Here is a 23,332-nt window from a genome sequence, read left to right as displayed (position 1 = left end):
GCCGACGGGCGGGGTTCCCGGTCAGCCGGCGGCCGGGGTCTGCGGTGCGAGAAGCACCGGCAGGCGGGTCGTGCGCGGTTTGGCCGGGACCTCTGCCACGGCGCGGGGGAGCGCCTGCTCCACGCCGTGCACCACGGACAGGTGCCGGGCGGCCCGGCCGAACGCCGTGTAGATCCAGGGGCGGCTGAGGGCCGGCACGGCGTCGCCGGGCAGCACCACGACCACCGCGGGCCAGCGGCCGCCCAGTGCCTGGTGGGCGGTGAGCGCCCAGCCGTGCCGTACTGACCCTTCCACCCGGTCTCTGGGTACGACCACGGTCTCGCCGGCGCACGACAGGCGCAGGCCGTCGGCGTCCGCCCCGACCACCCGGCCCGGCTGCACCCGTCCCGGCGCGGGGGTGTGGACGACCCGGTCGCCGGGGTCGAAGCCGCCGAAGCGGCCGGGGCCGGGGTTGAGCCGTTCCTTCAGCGCGGCGTTGAGCGCCCGCGTGCCCACGGCACCGCCGTGGCCCGGCGTGATGACCTGGGTCTCCTCGGCGGGGACGCCGATCGCGCGCGGCACCGAGTCCGCCACGAGCTGGACGGTGCGGTGCACGGCCTCGCCCGCGTCCCGCACCGGCACGATCACGACCTCCTTGCCGGGTGCCTCCACCTGGCTCAGCTCGCCGATGCCGATGCCGGAGACCAGCTCGCCGAGCGGCCCGGGGTCCGGACGCCGCGAGGCGATCTGGGGGCAGACCCGTGCCGCCAGCAGGTCCGCGAAGACCCGCCCGGGGCCAACGGACCAGAGCACCGCCGGATCCCCGGCCAGCACCAGCCGCGCCCCGTCCGGCAGCGACTCCGCGAGCAGGGCGCCCGCCTCGACGTCGAGCTGCGGCGCGTCGAGCACGACGAGCAGATCGAGGTCCAGTGCCCCGTCGGCATCCCGCCCCGGTCCCTCCGTGCCGGTCAGCAGCCCGGACACGGTGACGGCGGCGGGAGCGGCCGGGCCCGGGGAGGGCGGCTCGGCCGACGGGTCGCCCAGCAGGGCGCCGAAGCGGTCGCGGCCGAGCGGTCCCGGCGCGGCGGCCCAGGCCCGCAGGCCCAGGGCGTGCGCCGCGCGCAGCAGCGCGGCGGGCTCGGCCAGGGAGGCCTCGCCCCCGGTGTGCAGGACCAGCCCGTGGGCCGCGACGGCCCGGATCAGTTCGGCGCCGGAGCCCTGCGCGGAGGCGGCGGCCTGCTCCCAGTCGTCCGCGGACCCGTCCTGCTTGGGCGTCGAGTTGACCAGCCGGGCCAGGCCGTCGGCGAGGCTCTCCTCGGCCAGCGCGTACCGCTCCAGACCGATCAGCACCCGGACGGGACGTTCCTCGCCCTCCTCGCCCTCCGCGTCCTGCTCGTCGGCCCGGTGCGCACCGCTCGCCGCGGGCTCCCCGCGCGTGCCGGTCTCCTCCAGGGCGTCCTGGAAGGCGAGTGCCTCGCCCTCGGCGAGCGTGCTCTGCACGGCGGCGTCGGGATCGGGCACGCCCCGCTGGGCCAGCGTGTCGACGAGCCGCGGCAGCTCCAGCGCCGTGTGCCCGGCCAGGGCCGCCTGCTCCAGGAGCCAGACGGTGACGGCACGGCCGCGCCGCTCGTCGTTTGGGCCGCACTCCGCGCCGAGCAGCGCCCGGGCGAAGCCGTCGGCCTGCTCCGGCCGTACCCCGCCGACCCTGAGCAGCTGCCAGGGGTCCGCCCGCAGCGCCGCCTCCGCGCCCTCGCCGAGGAGCGCGGCCGTCTGCGGCGCGAGCGCTTCGGGGGCGCCGCCCTCGGCCAGTACGCGCTGCAGCGTCCGCACGGTCTCCGGTGCCGGTCCGGTGGAACCGGCGGACGCGGCGGCCGGCTCGGCGGGCGTCGGCCGGGGCCGTCGCGCCGGTTCCGGTGCGGGGCGGCGCGCGGGCTCGGGGGCTCCGAAGACGGCGGCCGCCGGCTTCTCACCGCTCTCCACGGCGCGCACGGCGGCGAGCAGGTCGGCCGCCGTGCCGCTGAGCTTGCCCCCGGCGTCGATCGGTCCCTGCTTCTCGGCCTTCCGCCGCTCGATCCGCTCGCGCTCGAGCCGCTGCGCGGCCAGCTCGGCCTCGCCCTCGGACACCTGCGCGGCCGTCTCGCCCCCGTCCTCGGACACCTGGGTGGCCGCTCCGCCCCCGGCGTCGTCCGGCTCCTGCCCGGCGGGCTCGACCGGCCGGGTGCCGGGGTCGGCCCCGTCATCGGCCGTCTCCGGCTCGCCGTCCGGCCGGACGGTCTCCCCGGCGGCCTCCGTCGCGGCCGCCGCCGCGTCGCCCGGGGTCTCCGGCCCGGCGTCCACGGCGTCCGTGGTGTCCTCGGTGACGGGCTCGGGCTCCGTGCTCACAGCGTGCTCCAGTCGTGATCGGGATAGCGGTGCACGGGCGCCGACACGTCGTCGAGCGCCCGGCAGATCTCGTCAGGAAGACTAAGGGTCTCCACTGACAACGCCGCCGTGAGCTGCTGCGCGTTGCGCGGGCCGATGATCGGGGCGACCACCCCGGGCCGGTCGCGGACCCAGGCCAGCGCGACCTGGAGGGGCGTCACCGCCAGCCCGTCCGCCGCCGTCGCCAGCGCGTCGACGATGTGCCCGGCGGTGTCGTCGAGGTAGGGCTCGACGAACGGGGCCAGATGGTCCGAGGCGCCCCGCGAGTCCGGCGGGGTCGCGTCCTTGCGGTACTTGCCGGTGAGTACCCCGCGGCCCAGCGGGGACGAGGGCAGCAGCCCGATGCCCAGGTCCAGGGCGGCCGGCAGCACCTCCCGCTCCACGCCCCGCTGGAGCAGCGAGTACTCCATCTGGGTGCTGGCCACCCGGTTGCGCACACCGGGCGCCGCCAGCTGCCAGGTCGCCGCCTTGGCCAGCTGCCAGCCGCAGAAGTTGGACACCCCCGCGTAGCGCGCCCGGCCGCTGCCGACCGCCACGTCGAGGGCGTGCAGCGTCTCCTCCAGCGGGGTGTGCGGGTCGAAGGCGTGCAGGTGCCACACGTCGACGTGGTCCGTGCCCAGCCGGGCGAGGGAGGCGTCCAGCGCGGAGAGCAGATGGGCACGCGAGCCGTCGAACCGGCGGTCCGGATCCGGAACGCTGCCGGCCTTCGTCGAGATCACCAGGTCCCGGCGCGGCACCAGGCCCTCCATGAGGCGGCCGAGCAGGTACTCCGACTCGCCGTCGCCGTAGACGTCCGCGGTGTCGACGAGTGTGCCGCCCGCCTCCCAGAAGGTCTTCAAGAGGTCCGCGGCGTCGTGCTCGTCCGTGTCCCGGCCCCAGGTCAGGGTGCCGAGACCGATGCGGGACACGCGCAGGCCGGTGCGGCCGAGATGCCTCTGCTCCATGAACGCCGACATTACTGGCCACGGCATGCGCTGTGGGGGCCTGTGGACAACCGAATTCCGCGCGCTAAGGTCGGGGCACCAGCCACGTTACTGATGGGTAAGGGGAATCGGCCATGCAGCTCGGTATCAACCTCGGCTACTGGGGTGCCGGAATGGACGCGGACAATCTCGCCGTCGCCCAGGAGGCCGACCGGCTCGGATACGCCGTGTGCTGGGCCGCGGAGGCCTACGGCTCCGACGCGGCCACCGTGCTGACCTGGGTCGCCGCCCAGACCGAGCGCATCGACGTGGGCTCGGCCATCTTCCAGATCCCGGCCCGCCAGCCCGCGATGACCGCGATGACCGCCGCCACCCTGGACTCCCTCTCCAAGGGCCGCTTCCGCCTCGGCCTCGGCGTGTCGGGACCTCAGGTCTCCGAGGGCTGGTACGGCGTCAAGTTCGACAAGCCGCTCGCCCGCACCCGCGAGTACGTCGAGATCGTGCGCAAGGCGATGACCCGGGAGCGGCTGTCCTACGAGGGCCGGCACTGGACGCTGCCGCTGCCCGACGGCCCCGGCAAGCCCATCAAGCTGACCGTGCACCCGCAGCGCGAGCACATCCCGCTGTACATCGCGGCGATCGGCCCGAAGAACCTGGAGCAGACCGGCGAGATCGCCGACGGCGCCCTGCTCATCTTCCCGTCCGCCGACCACCTGGAGGAGACCGCCGTCAAACACCTGCGCGCCGGACGCGAGAAGGCCGGCCAGACCCTCGACGGGTTCGACATCTGCCCGACCCTGCCGCTCGCCCTCGGCGACGACAAGGACGTCCCCTCCCTCGCCGACACCTTCCGGCCCTACACCGCGCTCTACGTCGGCGGCATGGGCAGCCGCAAGCAGAACTTCTACAACCAGCTCGCCCAGCGCATGGGCTACGAGCGCGAGGCCGCCGAGATCCAGGACAAGTACCTGGCCGGCGACAAGCAGGGCGCCGCCGGGGCCGTCCCGCACGAGCTGATCGACCAGACGACCCTGCTCGGCTCCGTCGACCGCATCGCGGACCGGATGAAGGCCTACGCCGCGGCCGGCGTCACCACCCTGACCCTCGCCCCCGCGGGCTTCACCCTGGACGAGCGGCTCGCCGCCCTCCGGGCCGGCACCGAGGCCCTGGAGCGCGCCGGACTGGCGTAGCACCGCGGGAAGATTTCTGCGGCCGTGGTGGGGGCTCGGGGGTCTTCCCCGCCACGGCCGTCACGAGGAACAACGCGCCCACGCGCGCGGGGTTACGCCTCCGCACGACCCCGGCCGTCCTTCTTTCGGCGGAGTTGTGCGCCGCACCTGTTGCCGCGCTCCGGCACCCGCATTTGACTCGTGCTTCGCGGAGTGTGCGGAACCTGCGGACCACGCAGCGGCAGAGAGGTGCCAGCGATGCTTTCGGCCAAGAGCCTTTTCCAGGAGATCGTCGACAACGACGAGTCGTACCGTCTCTTCTGCTCCATCGCGGCCAGCGGCGAGTCCCAGGGCGGCTGGGAGAACGCGCGCATCGCGGCGCTGGTGCCCGAGAGCGAACGCGCCCTCGCGCCCAAGATCACCCGGCACGGGGCCGACGAGGACAAGCACGGCCGGATCTTCAACGCCCTGCTGAAGAAGCGCGGCCTCGAACCCGTCGGCGTACCCCCAGAGACCGACTACACGATGCTCCTGGAACGGCACGGCATCGGCCTCGCGCACGAGCAGCTCAAGTCCGACCAGCCGCTCACGGTGCGGGACGTCATCACCTACCTCGCCCACAGCAGGGTCACCGAGCAGCGCGCCGCCGAGCAGATGGCGATGCTCCTCAAGTACTTCGCCGACCATCCGGAACTCGGCCGGGCCGTCCGGATGATCTCGGCCGACGAGGACAACCACCTCGCCTACTCCCACGAGGAACTGCTGCGCTTCGCCGCCGCCGGGCACGGCCCGTACATCCGGCGGACGCTGCGCGAGTGCGCGCTCGCCGAGATCCGCGTCCACCGCGACGTCAGCCTCGCGGTGATGGCGCACATGGGACGCCTCCTCGGCTGGTCGCGCACCAGGTCGGCGGTGCTCGCGGCGGGCATCCACGCGATGTACGCCGCCGAGCGGATCGCCGGCTGGCGCCGCATGGTGACCCTCCGGACGCCCGAACGGCGCGACGCGCTCGGTGGACCCGCCACGGCGGCCCCCGAGGTCGCCTGAGGCCGCCCGGGGCCCTGGCCCCTACAGCCAGCCCCGGTGCTTGAACTGCCGGTACAGGAGCAGCTCCAGGACGGCCATCAGCGCGATCACCGCGGGGTAGCCCCACACCCAGTGCAGCTCCGGCATGTGGTCGAAGTTCATGCCGTAGATCCCCGCGACCATCGTGGGGACCGCGGCCATGGCCGCCCACGCCGAGATCTTCCGCATGTCGTCGTTCTGCCGGACGCTCGTCTGCGCCAGGTGCGCCGACAGGATGTCCGAGACCAGCCGGTCCAGGCTCTCCACCGACTCGTTCACGCGCGTGAGGTGGTCGCTCACGTCCCGGAAGAACGGCCGCGCCCTGTCGTTCACGAACGGCACGCCGCCGCCGTACACCCCGACACCCGCCAGCCGGGCCAGCGGGGGCCCGAGCGGACCCGTCGCCCGGCGGAACTCCAGCACCTGCCGCTTGAAGGTGTAGATCCGCGACGCGGTGTGCCGGGAGCCGCCGCCGTCCGGCGAGAAGACCTCCGCCTCCAGCTCCTCCAGGTCGGTCTGGAGCTCGACCGCCACGTCCAGGTAGTGGTCGACGGTGGCGTCCGCGATCGCGTACAGCACCGCGGTGGGACCCTTGCCGAGCAGTTCCGGTTCGTGCTCCAGCCGCCGCCGTACGGCCTTCAGCGGGGAGCCCTCGCCGTGCCGGACGACGACCGCGAAGGCGTCGCCCAGGAAGATCATGAGTTCGTCGGTGGAGACGGCGTCGCTGTCCGGCTCGTACACCACCGGCTTGAGGACGGCGAAGACCGAGTCGTCGTACACCTCCAGTTTGGGCCGCTGATGCGCCTTGAGGGCGTCCTCCACCGCCAGCGGATGCAGCCCGAACTCCTGGCTGACCAGGGCGAACTCCTCCTCCGTCGGCTCGTACAGGCCGATCCACACGAAACCGCCCGCCGCCCGCGCCCCGGCGAGCGCGTCGGAGAGGTCCTCGGGCCCGTCCGTGCGGTGCCCGTCCCGGTAGATGGCGCAGTCGACGATCACCGAACCCATTCTCCCCTCGTCCCGGCGCTCCCCGCACCGCGCCGTACGCCTACCCTGGCCGCATGCCCACGCTGATCCTGGTCAGGCACGGACGTTCCACCGCCAACACCGAGGGACTGCTCGCCGGCTGGACGCCCGGCGTCGCCCTCGACGAACGCGGCGCCGCGCAGGCCGCCGCGCTCCCCGGGCGGCTCGCCGGCCTGCCGCTCTCCGAGATCGTCACCAGCCCCCTGCAGCGCTGCCAGGAGACCCTCCGGCCGCTGCTCGACGCCCGGCCCGAACTGCGGGCGCACACCGACGAACGGATCGGGGAGTGCCACTACGGCGACTGGTCCGGCCGCAAGCTCGCCGACCTCATGGACGAGCCCCTGATGGAGGTGGTGCAGGCGCACCCCTCCGCCGCGGCCTTCCCCGGCGGCGAGTCGATGCGCGCCATGCAGACCCGCGCCGCCGAGGCGGTACGCGAGTGGAACGCGCGCGTGGAGCGCGACCACGGCCCCGACGCCGTCTACCTCATGTGCTCCCACGGCGACATCATCAAATCCCTCGTCGCCGAGGCACTCGGCCTCCACCTCGACCTCTTCCAGCGGATCTCCGTCGAGCCCTGCTCCGTCACCGCGATCCGCTACACCCGGCTGCGCCCCTTCCTGGTCCGCCTCGGCGACACGGGCGACTTCGCCTCCCTGGCCCCGCACGAGGCGCCGTCCGGTGACCAGGCGCCGGTCGGGGGTGGTGCGGGCGCACCGTGATCGTCCGCCGCAGTAGGGTGAACCGGTCGCGGCAGTGTCCCCGATCCCGATCTTCCGCCTTCCCCGACTTCCATGGAGACAGGACGTGTCCCGTCAGGTGTTCCTCTACGACCAACCGGAACGTTTCGTGGCCGGTACGGTCGGGCTGCCCGGGCGCCGTACGTTCTTCCTCCAGGCCATCGCCGGCTCCCGGGTGACCAGCGTGGCCCTGGAGAAGACCCAGGTCGCCGCCCTCGCCGAACGCATGGACGAGCTTCTGGACGAGGTGGTACGGCGCAGCGGCGGCAGCACCGTCGTGCCCGCCACCGCCCCCACCGGGCCCGCCGACACGGCGCCGCTGGACACCCCCGTCGAGGAGGAGTTCAGGGTCGGCACCATGGCGCTGGCCTGGGACGGCGAGGACCAGCGCATGATCGTCGAGGCGCAGGCCCTCGTGGAGCTGGACGCCGAGTCCGAGGAGGACCTGGCGGAGGCCGAGGAGCGGCTCCTCCAGGACGAGGAGAACGGCCCGCCGATGCTCCGGGTCCGCCTCACCGGCGCGCAGGCCAGGGCCTTCGCCAAGCGCGCCCTCGACGTCGTCAACGCCGGGCGGCCGCCGTGCCCGCTGTGCAGCCTCCCGCTCGACCCGGAAGGACACGTATGTCCGCGCCAGAACGGATACCGCCGCGGAGCGTGACCACCGACGCGGCGGCGGCCGACCTGCTCGCCCTGGGCGAACTGACCGTGCGCGGACGCATCCGTGACGCCTCCAACGCGGCCCTGTACTGCACGGTGACGCACGGAGGACGCGAGGCGGCCTGCGTCTACAAACCGGTCGCCGGGGAGCGCCCGCTGTGGGACTTCCCCGACGGCACCCTCGCCCAGCGCGAGGTCGCCGCCTACGAGGTCTCCGAGGCCACCGGCTGGGGCCTGGTCCCGCCCACCGTGCTGCGCGACGGCCCGTACGGCGAGGGCATGGTCCAGCTGTGGATCGAGACGGTGCCGGAGACGGAGCTGCTCGCCCTCGTGGACGAGGAGGAACCCGGCGCCGGCTGGAAGGCGATCGCCCGCGCCGAGGTCGGCGAGGGCCGCACCGCGCTGCTCGTCCACGCCGACGACGAACGGCTGCGCCGGCTCGCCGTGCTCGACGCCGTGATCAACAACGCCGACCGCAAGGGCGGCCACCTGCTGCCCGCGGCGGGGGAGCGGCTGTACGGCATCGACCACGGGGTCACCTTCAACGCCGAGAACAAGCTGCGCACCCTGCTGTGGGGCTGGGCGGGCGACCCCCTCACCGGCGAGGCCCTGGCGGTGCTCGACGCCCTCAGACAGGCGCTGAAGGACGGCGGCACCCTGGCCATCCGGCTCGCCGCGCTCATCACCTCCGCCGAACTCGACGCCACGCGCGCGCGGGTCGACGCCCTGCTGGCCACCCGCAAGCACCCCGAACCGAGCGGCGAGTGGCCGGCCATCCCCTGGCCGCCCGTGTAGGCATCCGCTGCCACACCGGCCGGTGGTGCGCAAGAACGCCTTACCGGCCATCCGGCCCGGTCCGGTTCGTGTACGGAACACCCGTCCGGTTACGCTCATGACATGCATGCCTGGCCCGCTTCCGAGGTCCCCGCCCTGCCTGGTCAGGGCCGCGACCTGAGGATCCACGACACCGCGACCGGCGGCCCCGTCACCCTCGACCCCGGTCCCGTCGCCCGTATCTACGTCTGCGGCATCACGCCGTACGACGCCACCCACATGGGTCACGCGGCGACCTACAACGCGTTCGACCTCGTGCAGCGCGTGTGGCTCGACACCAAGCGGCAGGTCCACTACGTCCAGAACGTCACCGACGTGGACGACCCGCTCCTGGAGCGGGCCGTGCGCGACGGGGTCGACTGGACCGCCCTCGCCGAGCAGGAGACCGCCCTCTTCCGCGAGGACATGACGGCGCTGCGGATGCTCCCGCCGCAGCACTACATAGGCGCCGTCGAGGCCATACCCGGCATCGTCCCGCTCGTCGAGCGGCTGCGCGACGCAGGCGCGGCCTACGAGCTGGAGGGCGACACCTACTTCTCCGTCGAGGCGGACCCGCACTTCGGCGGCGTCTCCCACCTCGACGCCGCCACCATGAGGCTGCTCTCCGCCGAGCGCGGCGGCGACCCCGACCGGCCCGGCAAGAAGAACCCGCTCGACCCGATGCTGTGGATGGCCGCCCGCGAGGGCGAGCCCAGCTGGGACGGCGGCACCCTCGGCCGCGGGCGCCCCGGCTGGCACATCGAGTGCGTCGCCATCGCCCTCGACCACCTGGGCATGGGCTTCGACGTCCAGGGCGGCGGCTCCGACCTGGCCTTCCCGCACCACGAGATGGGCGCCTCGCACGCCCAGGCCCTCACCGGCGAGTTCCCCATGGCCAAGGCGTACGTGCACGCCGGCATGGTCGGTCTCGACGGCGAGAAGATGTCCAAGTCCAAGGGCAACCTGGTCTTCGTCTCCCAGCTGCGCCGCGAGGGCGTCGACCCGGCCGCCATCCGGCTCACGCTGCTCGCCCACCACTACCGCTCCGACTGGGAGTGGACCGACCAGGTGCTCCAGGACGCCCTCGCCCGCCTCGACCGCTGGCGCGCCGCCGTCTCCCGCCCCGACGGCCCGCCCGCCGAGGCCCTGGTGGAGCAGATCCGCGAGGCCCTCGCGAACGACCTGGACTCCCCGGCCGCCCTCGACGCGATCGACCGCTGGGCCGCCCTCCAGCAGGACTCCGGCGGCACGGACCCCGGCGCCCCGGGCGTGGTCTCCCGAGCGGTGGACGCCCTGCTGGGCGTGGCGCTGTAAGCAGGCGTACAGACGAAAGAACCAGGGCCGCTTCTCCGGAAGCGGCCCTGGTTCCTTCGCTCAGTCCTCCGACGACTCCTCGTCGTCCCCACTCGGCTTCGGCGGCCGAGGTGGCCGGGTCCGCCCACTCGGATTGTCCCGCAGGAACGGCGCCCCGGCCGGCCCGTCACCCCCGTCCGCCGTGGCATGCCCACCAGGCCCGCCGGGCCCACCCGGCCCCGATCCGTCCCGCCGCCGCAGATACCGCTCGAACTCCCGCGCGATCGCCTCGCCCGACGCCTCCGGCAGCTCCGCCGTGTCCCGGGCCTCCTCCAGCGACTGCACGTACTCGGCGACCTCGGTGTCCTCCGCGGCCAGCTGGTCCACGCCCACCTGCCAGGCACGCGCGTCCTCGGGCAGCTCGCCCAGCGGGACCCGCACGCCGATCAGGTCCTCCAGCCGGTTCAGCAGCGCCAGCGTGGCCTTCGGGTTCGGCGGCTGCGACACGTAGTGCGGCACCGCCGCCCACAGCGACACGGCCGGCACACCCGCGTGCGTGCACGCCTCCTGGAGGATGCCGACGATGCCCGTGGGCCCCTCGTACTTGGTCTCCTCCAGGTCCATGCGCCGCGCCAGGTCGGCGTCCGACGTGGTCCCGCTGATCGGGACCGGACGGGTGTGCGGCGTGTCGCCCAGCAGGGCGCCCAGGACGACCACCAGCTCGACGCCCAGCTCGTGGGCGAAACCGAGCAGCTCGTTGCAGAACGAGCGCCAGCGCATGGACGGTTCGATACCGCGGACGAGCACGAGGTCGCGCGGTTTGTCGCCGCCGACCCGGACCACCGACAGCCTGGTCGTCGGCCAGGTGATCTTGCGTACGCCGTCCTCCATGAACACCGTGGGACGGTTGACCTGGAAGTCGTAGTAGTCCTCGGCGTCCAGCGCCGCGAACACCTCGCCCTTCCACTCCCTGTCGAGATGCGCGACCGCGGTGGAGGCGGCGTCACCGGCATCGTTCCAGCCCTCGAACGCGGCCACCATGACCGGGTCGACCAGCTCGGGAACCCCCTCGAGCTCGATCACCCAGCGCCTCCTTCCGACGTGCCCTCGCGTACCCCCCAACCTTACGGCGTGCCGAGGGGCCGCCCGCAGCCCCTTCGCACGGGGCAGTGAACGGATCACTGCCCCGTACCCGGGGCCGGAACACCCGACGCGGGAGCCGGCCGGTGCTACTTCTTGTCGAGCACGTCCTGGACCCGCGCGCGGACGTCGTCCGTGGCCAGGCCGCGGATCGTCAGCGTCGTACGGCGGCGCAGCACGTCGTCGGCCGTCTCGGCCCACTCGTTGTCCCGGGCCCACACGACCTGCGCCCAGATCTCCGGGGCGTCCGGGTGCACGCGCTGCGCCAGCTCCGGGCTCTCGTTGGCGAGCCGGGCGATGTCGAAGGCGAGTGACCCGTAGTGCGTGGCGAGGTGCCTGGCGGTGTCGGCCGCCATGCGCGGGCCGGGCGCGGAGCCGTCCACCAGCAGCCGGTGGGCCACCGCGCGCGGGTTTGCGACGCCGGGCAGCGGCAGCTTCTTCGGCAGCGACGCGATCGGCTCGAAGCCGTCGCCCAGCGGGTGGCCGGGCAGCGACTCCAGCTTCTTCATCACCGTACGGCCGATGTGGCGGAAGGTGGTCCACTTGCCGCCCGCGACGGACAGCATCCCGCCCCGGCCCTCGGTGACGACCGTCTCGCGCTTGGCCTTCGACGTGTCTCCGGGGCCGCCGGGCAGCACCCGCAGGCCCGCGAAGGAGTACGTGATGAGGTCACGGTCCAGCTGCTGGTCGCGGATGGAGAACGCGGCCTCGTCGAGTATCTGGGCCACGTCCTTGTCGTTGACCGCGACGTCCGCCGGGTCGCCCTCGAACTCCTCGTCGGTGGTGCCGAGCAGCAGCATGTCCTCCCAGGGGAGGGCGAAGGTGATCCGGTACTTGTCGATCGGGGTGGCCAGCGCGGCCTTCCACGGCGCGGTGCGCTTGAGCACCAGGTGCGCGCCCTTGGACAGGCGGATGGACGGCGCCGCGTTCGGGTTCTCCATACGGCGCAGGTGGTCGACCCACGGCCCGGTCGCGTTCAGCACCAGGCGGGCGTTCACCCCGAACTCGTCGCCGGACAGCCGGTCCTTCAGCTCGGCGCCCGTCACCCGGCCGTCGGTGAAGCGCAGCCCGGTGACCTCGGCGTGGTTGAGGACCACGGCGCCGGAGTCGACCGCCGCGCGGACCGTCATCAGGGCCATGCGGGCGTCGTTCATCTGGTCGTCGCCGTACACGGCCACGGCCTTGAGGTTGTCGGTGCGCAGCTCCGGCACGTCCTGCGCGGCCTTCGCCGGGGAGAGCAGGTGGCCGACGCCGTCGCCGAAGGCGGACAGCGCCGAGTACGCGAAGACGCCGGCCCCGAGCTTCGCCGCGCCGTGCGGCCCGCCCTTGTACACGGGGAGGTAGAAGGTGAGCGGGTTCGCCAGGTGGGGGGCCACCTGGCGGGAGACCGCACGGCGCTCGAAGTGGTTCTCCGCCACCAGCTTCACCGCGCCGGTCTGCAGGTAGCGCAGTCCGCCGTGGAGCAGCTTGGAGGAGGCGGAGGAGGTGGCGCCGGCGAAGTCGCCGGCGTCGACCACGGCCACCCTGAGGCCGGACTGCGCGGCGTGCCAGGCGGTGGAGATGCCCAGGATGCCGCCGCCGATCACGAGAAGGTCGTACGACGCCTTGGAGAGCTGCTCCCGGGTCTCGGCCCGGCTCGGGTTGGAGCCGGAGGCCGGGTGCGTACCCAGGGCAGGCACGGACTGCAGGGTGGACTGAGTGGTCATGATGGTTCTTACTCCTCGTCCTCGAGCCAGCCCATGGTCCGCTCGACGGCCTTGAGCCAGCTCTTGTACTCACGGTCGCGGGTGTCCGCGTCCATGCGGGGGGTCCACTCGGCGGCCCGCCGCCAGTTGGCGCGCAGGTCGTCGGTGCTGTTCCAGAAGCCGACGGCCAGACCGGCGGCGTAGGCGGCGCCGAGGCAGGTGGTCTCGGCGACCATCGGGCGCACCACGGGGGCGTCCACGAAGTCGGCGAGGGTCTGCATCAGCAGGTTGTTGGAGGTCATGCCGCCGTCGACCTTGAGGGCGGTCAGCTCCACGCCGGAGTCCTTCGTCATGGCGTCCGCGATCTCGCGGGTCTGCCAGGCGGTGGCCTCCAGGACGGCGCGCGCGAGGTGCGCCTTGGTCACGTACCGGGTGAGTCCGGCGATCACACCGCGGGCGTCGGAGCGCCAGTACGGGGCGAACAGGCCGGAGAAGGCCGGTACGAAGTAGGCGCCGCCGTTGTCCTCGACGGTCAGGGCGAGGGTCTCGATCTCGGCTGCGGTGGAGATCAGGCCCATCTGGTCGCGCATCCACTGCACCAGCGAACCGGTGACGGCGATCGAGCCCTCCAGGGCGTAGACCGTGTCCTGGTCGCCGATCTTGTAGCCGACCGTGGTCAGCAGGCCCGAGTAGGAGTTGATCAGCTTGTCACCGGTGTTCATCACCATGAAGGTGCCGGTGCCGTACGTCGACTTGGTCTCGCCCTCGGAGAAGCAGGTCTGGCCGAACAGGGCCGCCTGCTGGTCGCCGAGCGCCGAGGCGACCGGGATGCCGCCGAGCAGGTCGCCCAGGCGGCCGCCGGTGATCTCGCCGTAGACCTCGGCGGAGGAGCGGATCTCCGGGAGCATCTGCATCGGCACGCCGATCGACTCGGCGATCTTCTCGTCCCACGCCATGGTGTGCAGGTTCATCAGCATGGTGCGGGAGGCGTTGGTGACGTCGGTGACGTGCTTGCCGCCGTTCACGCCGCCGGTCAGGTTCCAGATGACCCAGGTGTCCATGGTGCCGAACAGCAGGTCGCCCGCCTCGGCGCGCTCGCGCAGACCGTCGACGTTGTCGAGCAGCCAGCGGGCCTTGGGACCGGCGAAGTAGGAGGCCAGCGGGAGGCCGGTCTCGCGGCGGAAGCGGTCCTGGCCGACGTTGCGGCCGAGCTCCTTGCACAGGGCGTCGGTGCGGGTGTCCTGCCAGACGATGGCGTTGTGGACGGGCTCACCGGTGTTCTTGTCCCAGACGAGGGTGGTCTCGCGCTGGTTGGTGATGCCGATGGCCTTGATGTCGTCACGGGTGATGCCGGCCTTCTCGACGGCTCCGGCGACGACCTCCTGGACGTTGGTCCAGATCTCGGTGGCGTCGTGCTCGACCCAGCCCGGCTTGGGGAAGATCTGCTCGTGCTCCTTCTGGTCGACGGAGACGATGCGTCCGTCGCGGTCGAAGACGATGCAGCGCGAGGAGGTCGTGCCCTGGTCGATCGCGGCGATGAACGGCCCGTGGCCGTGGGAGGCGATGCCGGTGGTGTGGGCGTCGGTCACTGTGTGCTCCTGGGGTTCCGTGGTGGGTGGCGGTGGCCGGTGCGTACGGCGCGTGGTCTGCGGCTCGATGATCGCCGAGCGGAGGTCCGCTCAGGCGAACGCGACGTTGTAGACACCTCCGGCGATCGCACCGCCGATCAGCGGACCGACGACCGGGATCCAGGCGTAGGACCAGTCGGAGCCGCCCTTGTTGGGCAGCGGCAGCAGGGCGTGCACGATGCGCGGGCCGAGGTCGCGGACCGGGTTGATCGCGTATCCCGTCGGACCGCCGAGCGACAGGCCGATGGAGACCACGACGAAGCCGGTGATCAGGGCGCCCAGGATGCCGAGGCCGTTGCCCTCGTCGTTCAGGCCCTGGGTGAGGATGGCGAGCAGCAGCACGAAGGTGCCGATGATCTCGGTGGCGAGGTTCTGGACCGTGTGCCGGATCTCGGGGCCGGTGGAGAAGACGCCCAGGACCGGGCCGGCGCCCTTCTCCTGCGCCTCGACGGACTTGGCCGTGGTGTCCTGTGCGCCGGGGCCGCCGACGATCTCGCGGTCGGTGAGGTGGGCCTGGAACTGGCCGTAGTAGGTGATCCAGACCAGGACCGCGCCGATCATGGCGCCGAGGAGCTGACCCGCGAAGTAGGTCGGGGTGTTGCTCCAGTCGCCGTCCTTGATCGCGATGCCGACGGTCACGGCCGGGTTGAGGTGGGCGCCGGAGAGCGGACCCGATATGTACGCCGCCGTCATGACGGCGAAGCCCCACCCGAAGGCGATGGCGAGCCAGCCGGCGTTGCGGGCCTTGGAGGCCTTGAGCGTGACGGCGGCACACACGCCGCCGCCGAGCAGTATGAGCAGGGCGGTACCGATGGTCTCGCCGATGAAGATGTCGGAGCTGGACACCCGCGACTCCTTTGTCCTTCGTCCAGGGAAAGCCGAACCCCGGGTCCCTCCGGGTGTTCCGGCGCCCTCGGTGTGAGAGCGATGGCGGCCCTTGGCACTGTGGACACTCTAACGCGTATTGCCGGTAGGTGTTCGACAATGCCGACCGATGGACGCGAGTCTCGTTCGGTGTCACGCGTGCGTCAAGAGCTGTGTTATCGAAAGCACGATCGTTATTGATCGTCGTGGGCTATCGATCTCCCTGCCCGGCCCCCGTTCCCGCGGGAACGCCGAAGGCCGGAACACCTTCGGTGTCCCGGCCTCAGTGTCTGCCCGCGTCTGCCCGCGTCGCCCCGTGTCTGCCCGCGTCGCCCCGCGTCGGCCCGTGTGTGCCCTAGAACCGCCCGGCGCCCAGGTCCCGCGACACCGCGCGGGCGCAGTCCCGCACCGCCGCGACCAGCTCGGGCCGCAGCTCGCCCTCCCGGCGCAGCCGTTCCACGGCGCCGGTGATGCCGACCGCGCCGACCGGCATCCGCCTGCGGTCGTGGATGGGGGCGGCGATGGAGGCGATGCCCTCCCAGGTCTCCTCGACGTCGGCGGCGTACCCACGCGCGCGCGTGATGTCCAGGACGTGCTCGAAGCTGTCCGGTTCGCAGACCGTCCGGTCGGTGAACGCCTTGCGGTCGGCCTCCAGCGCCTCGCTGTGCGCGACCGGGTCGTAGGCGGAGAGCACCTTGCCCAGCGCCGTGGAGTGCAGCGGCTGCATGGCCCCGATCTCCAGGACCTGCCGGCTGTCGTCGGGCCGGAAGACGTGGTGCACGATCAGGACGCCCTGCTGGTGCAGGACCCCGAGGTGGACGCTCTCGCCGCTGGAGCGGGCCAGGTCGTCCGTCCACACCAGGGCGCGGGCCCGCAGTTCGTGCACGTCCAGGTAGGTCGTGCCCAGGCGCAGCAGCTCGGCGCCCAGCTGGTAGCGCCCGGAGGCGTCGTCCTGCTCCACGAACCCCTCCTGCTGGAGGGTGCGCAGGATGCCGTGCGCGGTGCCTTTGGCCAGACCCAGCGACGAGGCGATGTCCGACAGGCCGAGCCGCCGCTCGCCGCCCGCGAGCAGGCGCAGCATGGCGGCCGCCCGCTCGAGCGACTGGATGTTGCGTGCCATCGACGTACTGCCTCCGTCCCCTTCGACTGCCGACCTCGGCGTCGCTGACGTCGTTCGGCAATGCCGAACACTACCGGTCCATGCCGACCTCCCGCCAATGGTCGGCGGGCAACTGTTGCACTTCGGCCACCTCCCGGTGACCGCGGACGGCCCCCGCCGGGCGCGTGCACCCCGCACGTGCGCCGGGCGCGGCCCACCGCCGGACCGGACGGTTCCGGGCCGTTCCGGGCGGCGGCGGCTCGTCCGTTCGGCGGGTATTCGCCCCGCCATCCTCGTCCGTCTCGTGGACGCCCTGACCATCGGCCCCCGGTCCCGGCTACCCTGGCGGCGTGCGTTCTCCCCGGGGACGTCCACGACGGGCGGCACCGGGCAGAGGCAAAGCCGACAGCCGTCGCATCCTAGGGAGCCCTTTCATGGCCTCGTCGCCATCCACCCCGCCCGCCGACACCCGCACCCGCGTGTCCGCCCTCCGAGAGGCCCTCGCCACCCGCGTGGTGGTCGCCGACGGCGCCATGGGCACCATGCTGCAGGCCCAGAACCCCACGCTGGACGACTTCCAGCAGCTCGAAGGGTGCAACGAGGTCCTGAACCTCACCCGGCCCGACATCGTCCGCTCGGTGCACGAGGAGTACTTCGCGGCCGGCGTCGACTGCGTCGAGACCAACACCTTCGGCGCCAACCACTCCGCCCTCGGCGAGTACGACATCCCCGAGCGCGTCCACGAACTGTCCGAGGCCGGCGCCCGCGTCGCCCGCGAGGTCGCCGACGAGTTCGGTGCCCGCGACGGCCGGCAGCGCTGGGTGCTGGGCTCCATGGGCCCCGGCACCAAGCTCCCCACCCTCGGCCACGCCCCGTACACCGTCCTGCGCGACGCCTACCAGCGCAACGCCGAGGGCCTGGTCGCGGGCGGCGCGGACGCACTGCTGGTGGAGACCACGCAGGACCTGCTCCAGACCAAGGCCTCGGTGCTCGGCGCCCGGCGCGCCCTGGACGCCCTGGGCCTCGACCTGCCGCTCATCGTGTCCGTCACCGTCGAGACCACCGGCACCATGCTGCTCGGCTCGGAGATCGGCGCCGCGCTCACCGCGCTGGAACCGCTCGGCATCGACATGATCGGCCTGAACTGCGCCACCGGCCCCGCCGAGATGAGCGAGCACCTGCGCTACCTCGCCCGGCACTCCCGCATCCCGCTGACCTGCATGCCCAACGCCGGTCTGCCCGTCCTCGGCAAGGACGGCGCCCACTACCCGCTGACCGCGCCCGAGCTGGCCGACGCACACGAGACCTTCGTCCGCGAGTACGGCCTGTCCCTGGTCGGCGGCTGCTGCGGCACCACCCCCGAGCACCTGCGCCAGGTCGTCGAGCGGGTCCGGGACACCGCCCCCACCGCACGCGACCCGCGCCCCGAGCCCGGCGCCGCCTCGCTCTACCAGACCGTGCCCTTCCGCCAGGACACCTCCTACCTGGCCATCGGCGAGCGCACCAACGCCAACGGGTCCAAGAAGTTCCGCGAGGCCATGCTGGAGGGCCGCTGGGACGACTGCGTCGAGATGGCCCGCGACCAGATCCGCGAAGGCGCGCACATGCTCGACCTCTGCGTCGACTACGTCGGCCGGGACGGCGTCGCCGACATGGAGGAACTGGCCGGCCGGTTCGCCACCGCCTCCACGCTGCCGATCGTGCTGGACTCCACCGAGGTCGACGTCGTCCAGGCCGGACTGGAGAAGCTCGGCGGCCGCGCGGTGATCAACTCGGTCAACTACGAGGACGGCGCCGGCCCCGAGTCCCGGTTCGCGCGCGTCACCAAGCTCGCCCGGGAGCACGGCGCCGCGCTGATCGCGCTGACCATCGACGAGGTGGGACAGGCCCGCACCGCGGAGAAGAAGGTCGAGATCGCCGAACGGCTCATCGACGACCTCACCGGCAACTGGGGCATCCACGAGTCCGACATCCTCGTCGACTGCCTGACCTTCACCATCTGCACCGGCCAGGAGGAGTCCCGCAAGGACGGCCTGGCCACCATCGAGGGCATCCGGGAACTCAAGCGGCGCCACCCGGACGTGCAGACCACGCTCGGCCTGTCGAACATCTCCTTCGGCCTGAACCCGGCGGCCCGGATCCTGCTCAACTCCGTCTTCCTGGACGAGTGCGTGAAGGCGGGCCTGGACTCGGCGATCGTGCACGCCAGCAAGATCCTGCCGATCGCGCGGTTCGACGAGGAACAGGTCACCACGGCCCTGGACCTCATCTACGACCGCCGCCGCGAGGGCTACGACCCCCTGCAGAAGCTCATGGCCCTCTTCGAGGGCGCCACCGCCAAGTCGCTGAAGGCCTCCAAGGCCGAGGAACTGGCCGCCCTCCCGCTGGAGGAGCGCCTCAAGCGCCGCATCATCGACGGCGAGAAGAACGGCCTGGAACAGGACCTCGAAGAGGCCCTCCAGGAGCGCCCGGCCCTCGACATCGTCAACGACACCCTGCTCGACGGCATGAAGGTCGTCGGCGAGCTGTTCGGCTCCGGCCAGATGCAGCTGCCGTTCGTGCTCCAGTCCGCCGAGGTCATGAAGACCGCGGTGGCCCACCTGGAGCCGCACATGGAGAAGACCGACGACGACGGCAAGGGCACCATCGTGCTGGCCACCGTCCGCGGCGACGTCCACGACATCGGCAAGAACCTCGTCGACATCATCCTGTCCAACAACGGCTACAACGTCGTCAACCTCGGCATCAAGCAGCCCGTCTCCGCGATCCTGGAAGCGGCCGACGAGCACCGGGCCGACGTCATCGGCATGTCCGGCCTCCTCGTCAAGTCCACGGTGATCATGAAGGAGAACCTGGAGGAGCTGAACCAGCGCAAGCTGGCCGCCGACTACCCGGTCATCCTCGGCGGCGCCGCCCTCACCAGGGCCTACGTCGAACAGGACCTGCACGAGATCTACGACGGCGAAGTCCGCTACGCCCGCGACGCCTTCGAGGGCCTGCGGCTGATGGACGCGCTGATCGGCATCAAGCGCGGCGTGCCCGGCGCCAAGCTGCCGGAGCTGAAGCAGCGCCGGGTGCGGGCCGCCACCGTCGAGATCGACGAGCGCCCCGAGGAAGGCCACGTCCGCTCCGACGTCGCCACCGACAACCCGGTCCCCACCCCGCCCTTCCGCGGCACCCGCGTCGTCAAGGGCATCCAGCTCAAGGAGTACGCCTCCTGGCTCGACGAGGGCGCCCTCTTCAAGGGCCAGTGGGGCCTCAAGCAGGCCCGCACCGGCGAGGGACCCTCCTACGAGGAACTGGTCGAGTCCGAGGGCCGGCCGCGGCTGCGTGGCCTGCTCGACCGGCTCCAGACGGAGAACCTGCTGGAGGCGGCCGTGGTCTACGGCTACTTCCCCTGCGTCTCCAAGGACGACGACCTGATCGTCCTCGACGACGACGGCAACGAACGCACCCGCTTCACCTTCCCCCGCCAGCGCCGCGGCCGGCGCCTGTGCCTGGCCGACTTCTTCCGGCCGGAGGAGTCCGGCGAGAGGGACGTGGTCGGCTTCCAGGTCGTCACCGTCGGCTCCCGCATCGGTGAGGAGACGGCCCGGATGTTCGAGGCCAACGCCTACCGCGACTACCTCGAACTGCACGGCCTGTCCGTGCAGCTCGCCGAGGCCCTCGCCGAGTACTGGCACGCGCGCGTGCGCTCCGAACTCGGCTTCGCCGGGGAGGACCCGGCCGAGATGGAGGACATGTTCGCCCTGAAGTACCGGGGCGCCCGCTTCTCCCTCGGCTACGGCGCCTGCCCCGACCTGGAGGACCGCGCCAAGATCGCGGCCCTCCTGGAGCCGGAGCGCATCGGCGTCCACCTCTCCGAGGAGTTCCAGCTCCACCCCGAGCAGTCCACCGACGCCATCGTCATCCACCACCCGGAGGCCAAGTACTTCAACGCCCGCTGAGGCCACGCCGGGCCTCCCCGGCCTCACCAGGCGTTCGCGCCCCGCACGACGTACACTGGTCGGTCCACCGCAGGCCGGCTCCCTTCGTGGGAGCCGGCCTGATCGTCCCTCAAGGAGGTACGTGGATGACCAGTACGGTCCCCGCGCTCGGAACCCGTACGGCCGAGGGCTCCGCCCTGCAGGCGGTGCTCCTCGACATGGACGGCACCCTGGTGGACACCGAGGGCTTCTGGTGGGACGTCGAGCTGGACGTCTTCGCCTCCCTCGGCCACACCCTGGACGACTCCTGGCGCCACGTCGTGGTCGGCGGCCCCATGACCCGCAGCGCGGGCTTCCTCATCGAGGCCACCGGCGCCGACATCACCCTCGCCGAGCTCAGCGTCCTGCTCAACGACGGCTTCGAGCAGCGCATCGGCCGTGACCTGCCGCTCATGCCCGGCGCCGCCCGACTGCTCGCGGAGCTCTCCGCGCACGACATCCCCACGGCCCTGGTCTCCGCCTCGCACCGGCGGATCATCGACCGCGTGCTGAAGACCCTGGGCCCCCAGAACTTCGCCCTCACCGTCGCGGGCGACGAGGTGCCCCGCACCAAGCCGCACCCCGACCCCTACCTGGCCGCCGCGGCCGGCCTCGGCGCGGACCCGGCCCGGTGCGCCGTCGTCGAGGACACCGCGACCGGTGTCGCCGCCGCCGAGTCGGCCGGCTGCCACGTCGTGGCGGTCCCCTCGGTCGCCCCCATCACCCCGGCCGCCCGGCGCACGGTGGTCGCCTCCCTGGAAGAGGTCGACCTGACATTTCTGCGCGGTCTGATGACCCGAATGCGCTAGCCCTTCACCAAGCGTGCGGGGGCGTTGGCGCGGCAATTTTGAGAAGCGCCGCGCGGCGCGACCCGACGGATGTTCACCGACCATTTCCACCACCGCGGATGGCCGAATTCCGGCAGCGGCGGCCGAAGATCGGCTGTGATGTTCACCACGCGACCGGGGGTCGACAGCAGGGCCCGGATGTGCTGCCCACCGCTTGGCGAACGTTGTCGAGGAGCCTTTGTGTCCTGATTGATGAAACACTGCACGAATCCTTCCACTGTCGGGTTTTCGGTGTGTCCACACCCGGTTTCGCTCCGTGATGAGCCCTCAACTCCGGTGGCTGCGAGCGCCCGTGCGGGCGCGGACTAATCTCGTCGCGAGAACATCGGCCACTACCCCCGTGATCCGCCGCGACACCCCTGCATGCCGGATACACGGACCGACAGCTCTGGAGAAACTCGAGCATGAACCGCAAGACTTTGGTGCTGCCGGCCGTCGTCGGTCTGCTCGCGCCGGTGCTCGCCGCCTGCGGCGGCTCGGACAGCGGCAGCGGCGACGGGGACGCGATCGTCGTCGGCACCACGGACGGGTTCAGCGTCTCGAAAGAGATCACCGCGCCCTTCGACCCGGCGTACGCCTATGACGTCGGCGCCTGGAACATCATGCGCCAGACCTCGCAGACGCTGATGGTGCTGCCCCGCGGCGACGGCGAACCCGTGCCCGAGGCCGCCCAGCAGTGCGGATTCACCGACACCGGCAACGAGCGCTACGCCTGCACCCTGCGAGACGGCCTGAAGTTCGCCAACGGCGACCCCGTCACCGCGGAGGACGTGAAGTACTCCATCGAGCGCGTCCGGAAGATCGACGCCGACACCGAGGTGGCCTCCATCCTCTCCACGGTGGACACCGTCGAGACGAAGGGCGACCGCGAGGTCATCTTCCACCTCAACACCGCCGACGCCACCTTCCCGTTCAAGCTGTCCACGCCGGTCGCCGGCATCGTCAACCCGGACGACTACGAGAAGGACAAGGTGCGCGACGGCTTCGAGCTGACCGGCTCGGGTCCGTACACGATGAAGGCCGAGGTCAAGGGCGACAAGATGACCAAGGCCGTGTTCACCAAGAACCCCAATTACAAGGGGAGTCTCAAGGTGAACAACGACAAGGTCGAACTCGTGTCCTTCGCCGACGCCGAGGCCATGGGCGACGCCATCGACAAGGGCGACATCGACGTGATGACCCGCGCGATGACGCCGGAACAGATCCAGAGCCTGTCCAAGGGCACGGACGGCGACGTCGACCTGGTCGAGGTGGCCGGTCTCGAAATCCGCTACCTCGCCTTCAACACGGACGCCGCCACGGTCAAGGACAAGGCCGTCCGCGCCGCCATGGCCCAGCTCATCAACCGCAGCGAACTCGTCTCCGCGGTCTACGGATCCCAGGCCGAACCGCTGTACTCGATGGTTCCGGCCGGCATCACCGGCCACTCCAACTCGTTCTTCAACAAGTACGGCGACCCCAGCGTCGCCAAGGCGAAGGCGACACTGGAGGACGCGGACATCACCACGCCGGTCGAGCTGACGCTGCACTACACGACGGACCACTACGGCGCCGCGACCAAGCCGGAGTTCGAGCAACTCCAGAAGCAGCTGAACGACAGCGGTCTGTTCGACGTCGACATCAAGGGCACGCCCTGGGAGAAGTTCCACCCGGCGGAGCGGAACCGCGAGTACGACGTCTTCGGCATGGGCTGGTTCCCCGACTTCCCGGACGCCGACAGCTTCATCGCGCCGTTCCTCGACAAGGGCAACACCCTCAACATCCCGTACGCCAACCCGGAGATCATCAACGACCTGATCCCCGCCTCCCGCGGCGAGGCCGACCGGCTCTCCGCGGTGGACAGCCTCACCGAGATCCAGGACATCACCGCCAAGGACGTCCCGCTGATCCCGCTCTGGCAGGGCAAGCAGTACGTCGCCACCCGCGACGACGTCACCGGCACGGCCTACCTGCTCAACTCCTCCTCCTCGCTCCAGCTGTGGGAGCTGGGCCGGGGCGTGAGCGACTGACGCCGGCA

At 71.9% G+C, this 23,332-nt stretch carries 17 protein-coding genes; 9 read left to right on the top strand and 8 right to left on the bottom strand.

The features are described from left to right. Positions 1-21: 21 nt before the first annotated feature. Both ACH4D3_RS23495 and ACH4D3_RS23490 read right to left on the bottom strand, forming a co-directional pair. On the bottom strand, positions 22-2,361 hold the full coding sequence (locus ACH4D3_RS23495) for a helix-hairpin-helix domain-containing protein (RefSeq protein WP_398325008.1): 2,340 nt from the start codon (positions 2,359-2,361) through the stop codon (positions 22-24). Beyond that, entirely contained in the window at positions 2,358-3,344 is a 987-nt protein-coding gene (locus tag ACH4D3_RS23490; RefSeq protein ID WP_398325005.1) for an aldo/keto reductase, read from the bottom strand. The genes ACH4D3_RS23495 and ACH4D3_RS23490 overlap by 4 nt, the downstream gene beginning before the upstream one ends. A gap of 113 nt (positions 3,345-3,457) precedes the next feature. On the opposite strand from ACH4D3_RS23490, the gene ACH4D3_RS23485 reads away from it, so the two are divergent. Together ACH4D3_RS23485 and ACH4D3_RS23480 are read left to right on the top strand one after the other, a co-directional pair. Then, positions 3,458-4,513 (top strand): LLM class F420-dependent oxidoreductase, encoded by a 1,056-nt coding sequence (locus ACH4D3_RS23485; RefSeq protein ID WP_398325003.1) that lies wholly within the window; start codon positions 3,458-3,460, stop codon positions 4,511-4,513. Positions 4,514-4,750: 237 nt separating this feature from the next. Then, positions 4,751-5,539, top strand: coding sequence for a ferritin-like domain-containing protein (locus tag ACH4D3_RS23480; RefSeq protein ID WP_398325000.1), 789 nt, complete (start codon positions 4,751-4,753; stop codon positions 5,537-5,539). Positions 5,540-5,560: 21 nt separating this feature from the next. Here the strand turns inward: ACH4D3_RS23480 and corA are convergent, their stop codons facing one another. Continuing rightward, a complete protein-coding gene (gene corA / locus ACH4D3_RS23475) occupies positions 5,561-6,556 on the bottom strand; it encodes a magnesium/cobalt transporter CorA (RefSeq protein WP_398325337.1) in 996 nt (331 codons plus the stop codon). Positions 6,557-6,618: 62 nt separating this feature from the next. Here corA and ACH4D3_RS23470 point away from each other — a divergent pair, with 62 nt between their 5' ends. The 4 genes from ACH4D3_RS23470 to mshC all read left to right on the top strand — a co-directional run bounded on the left by ACH4D3_RS23470 (position 6,619) and on the right by mshC (position 10,107). Then, the gene (locus tag ACH4D3_RS23470; protein ID WP_398324998.1) at positions 6,619-7,305 is read left to right on the top strand and encodes a histidine phosphatase family protein; all 687 of its coding nucleotides are present in this window, start codon (positions 6,619-6,621) and stop codon (positions 7,303-7,305) included. Positions 7,306-7,390: 85 nt separating this feature from the next. Further along, on the top strand, positions 7,391-7,981 hold the full coding sequence (locus tag ACH4D3_RS23465; protein ID WP_115741299.1) for a DUF3090 domain-containing protein: 591 nt from the start codon (positions 7,391-7,393) through the stop codon (positions 7,979-7,981). Then, positions 7,945-8,775, top strand: coding sequence for an SCO1664 family protein (locus tag ACH4D3_RS23460; RefSeq protein WP_398324995.1), 831 nt, complete (start codon positions 7,945-7,947; stop codon positions 8,773-8,775). Before ACH4D3_RS23465 ends, ACH4D3_RS23460 begins: the two co-directional genes overlap by 37 nt. Before the next feature lie 102 nt (positions 8,776-8,877). Then, on the top strand, positions 8,878-10,107 hold the full coding sequence (mshC, locus tag ACH4D3_RS23455) for a cysteine--1-D-myo-inosityl 2-amino-2-deoxy-alpha-D-glucopyranoside ligase (protein ID WP_398324993.1): 1,230 nt from the start codon (positions 8,878-8,880) through the stop codon (positions 10,105-10,107). Between the two features lie 60 nt (positions 10,108-10,167). Here the strand turns inward: mshC and parJ are convergent, their stop codons facing one another. The 5 genes from parJ to ACH4D3_RS23430 all read right to left on the bottom strand — a co-directional run bounded on the left by parJ (position 10,168) and on the right by ACH4D3_RS23430 (position 16,523). Further along, on the bottom strand, positions 10,168-11,169 hold the full coding sequence (gene parJ / locus ACH4D3_RS23450; protein WP_398324991.1) for a filament polymerization regulator ParJ: 1,002 nt from the start codon (positions 11,167-11,169) through the stop codon (positions 10,168-10,170). A 146-nt stretch (positions 11,170-11,315) separates the two neighbouring features. Beyond that, positions 11,316-12,932: an FAD-dependent oxidoreductase gene (locus ACH4D3_RS23445; RefSeq protein ID WP_398324988.1), complete on the bottom strand. Its 1,617-nt coding sequence runs from the start codon at positions 12,930-12,932 to the stop codon at positions 11,316-11,318. Between the two features lie 8 nt (positions 12,933-12,940). Further along, positions 12,941-14,500: a glycerol kinase GlpK gene (gene glpK, locus ACH4D3_RS23440; RefSeq protein ID WP_398324986.1), complete on the bottom strand. Its 1,560-nt coding sequence runs from the start codon at positions 14,498-14,500 to the stop codon at positions 12,941-12,943. A 90-nt stretch (positions 14,501-14,590) separates the two neighbouring features. Further along, positions 14,591-15,385 (bottom strand): MIP/aquaporin family protein, encoded by a 795-nt coding sequence (locus ACH4D3_RS23435; protein WP_398324983.1) that lies wholly within the window; start codon positions 15,383-15,385, stop codon positions 14,591-14,593. 373 nt (positions 15,386-15,758) lie between these two features. Further along, on the bottom strand, positions 15,759-16,523 hold the full coding sequence (locus ACH4D3_RS23430) for an IclR family transcriptional regulator (protein ID WP_123622721.1): 765 nt from the start codon (positions 16,521-16,523) through the stop codon (positions 15,759-15,761). Positions 16,524-16,936: 413 nt separating this feature from the next. On the opposite strand from ACH4D3_RS23430, the gene metH reads away from it, so the two are divergent. The 3 genes from metH to ACH4D3_RS23415 all read left to right on the top strand — a co-directional run bounded on the left by metH (position 16,937) and on the right by ACH4D3_RS23415 (position 23,324). Next, positions 16,937-20,449: a methionine synthase gene (metH, locus tag ACH4D3_RS23425; RefSeq protein ID WP_398324980.1), complete on the top strand. Its 3,513-nt coding sequence runs from the start codon at positions 16,937-16,939 to the stop codon at positions 20,447-20,449. A gap of 125 nt (positions 20,450-20,574) precedes the next feature. After that, the gene (locus tag ACH4D3_RS23420; RefSeq protein ID WP_398324977.1) at positions 20,575-21,276 is read left to right on the top strand and encodes an HAD family hydrolase; all 702 of its coding nucleotides are present in this window, start codon (positions 20,575-20,577) and stop codon (positions 21,274-21,276) included. Between the two features lie 443 nt (positions 21,277-21,719). Beyond that, positions 21,720-23,324 carry an ABC transporter substrate-binding protein gene (locus ACH4D3_RS23415; protein ID WP_398324974.1) on the top strand — a complete coding sequence of 535 codons (1,605 nt, stop codon included), beginning with the start codon at positions 21,720-21,722 and terminating at the stop codon, positions 23,322-23,324. Positions 23,325-23,332 lie beyond the last annotated feature (8 nt).

The organism is Streptomyces sp. NPDC018026 (genome assembly GCF_044327745.1).
GTDB classification, from domain to species: domain Bacteria; phylum Actinomycetota; class Actinomycetes; order Streptomycetales; family Streptomycetaceae; genus Streptomyces; species Streptomyces rubrogriseus.
The sequence above is the reverse complement of the archived record's forward strand: the minus strand, read 5'-3'. Positions and strand labels throughout refer to the sequence as shown.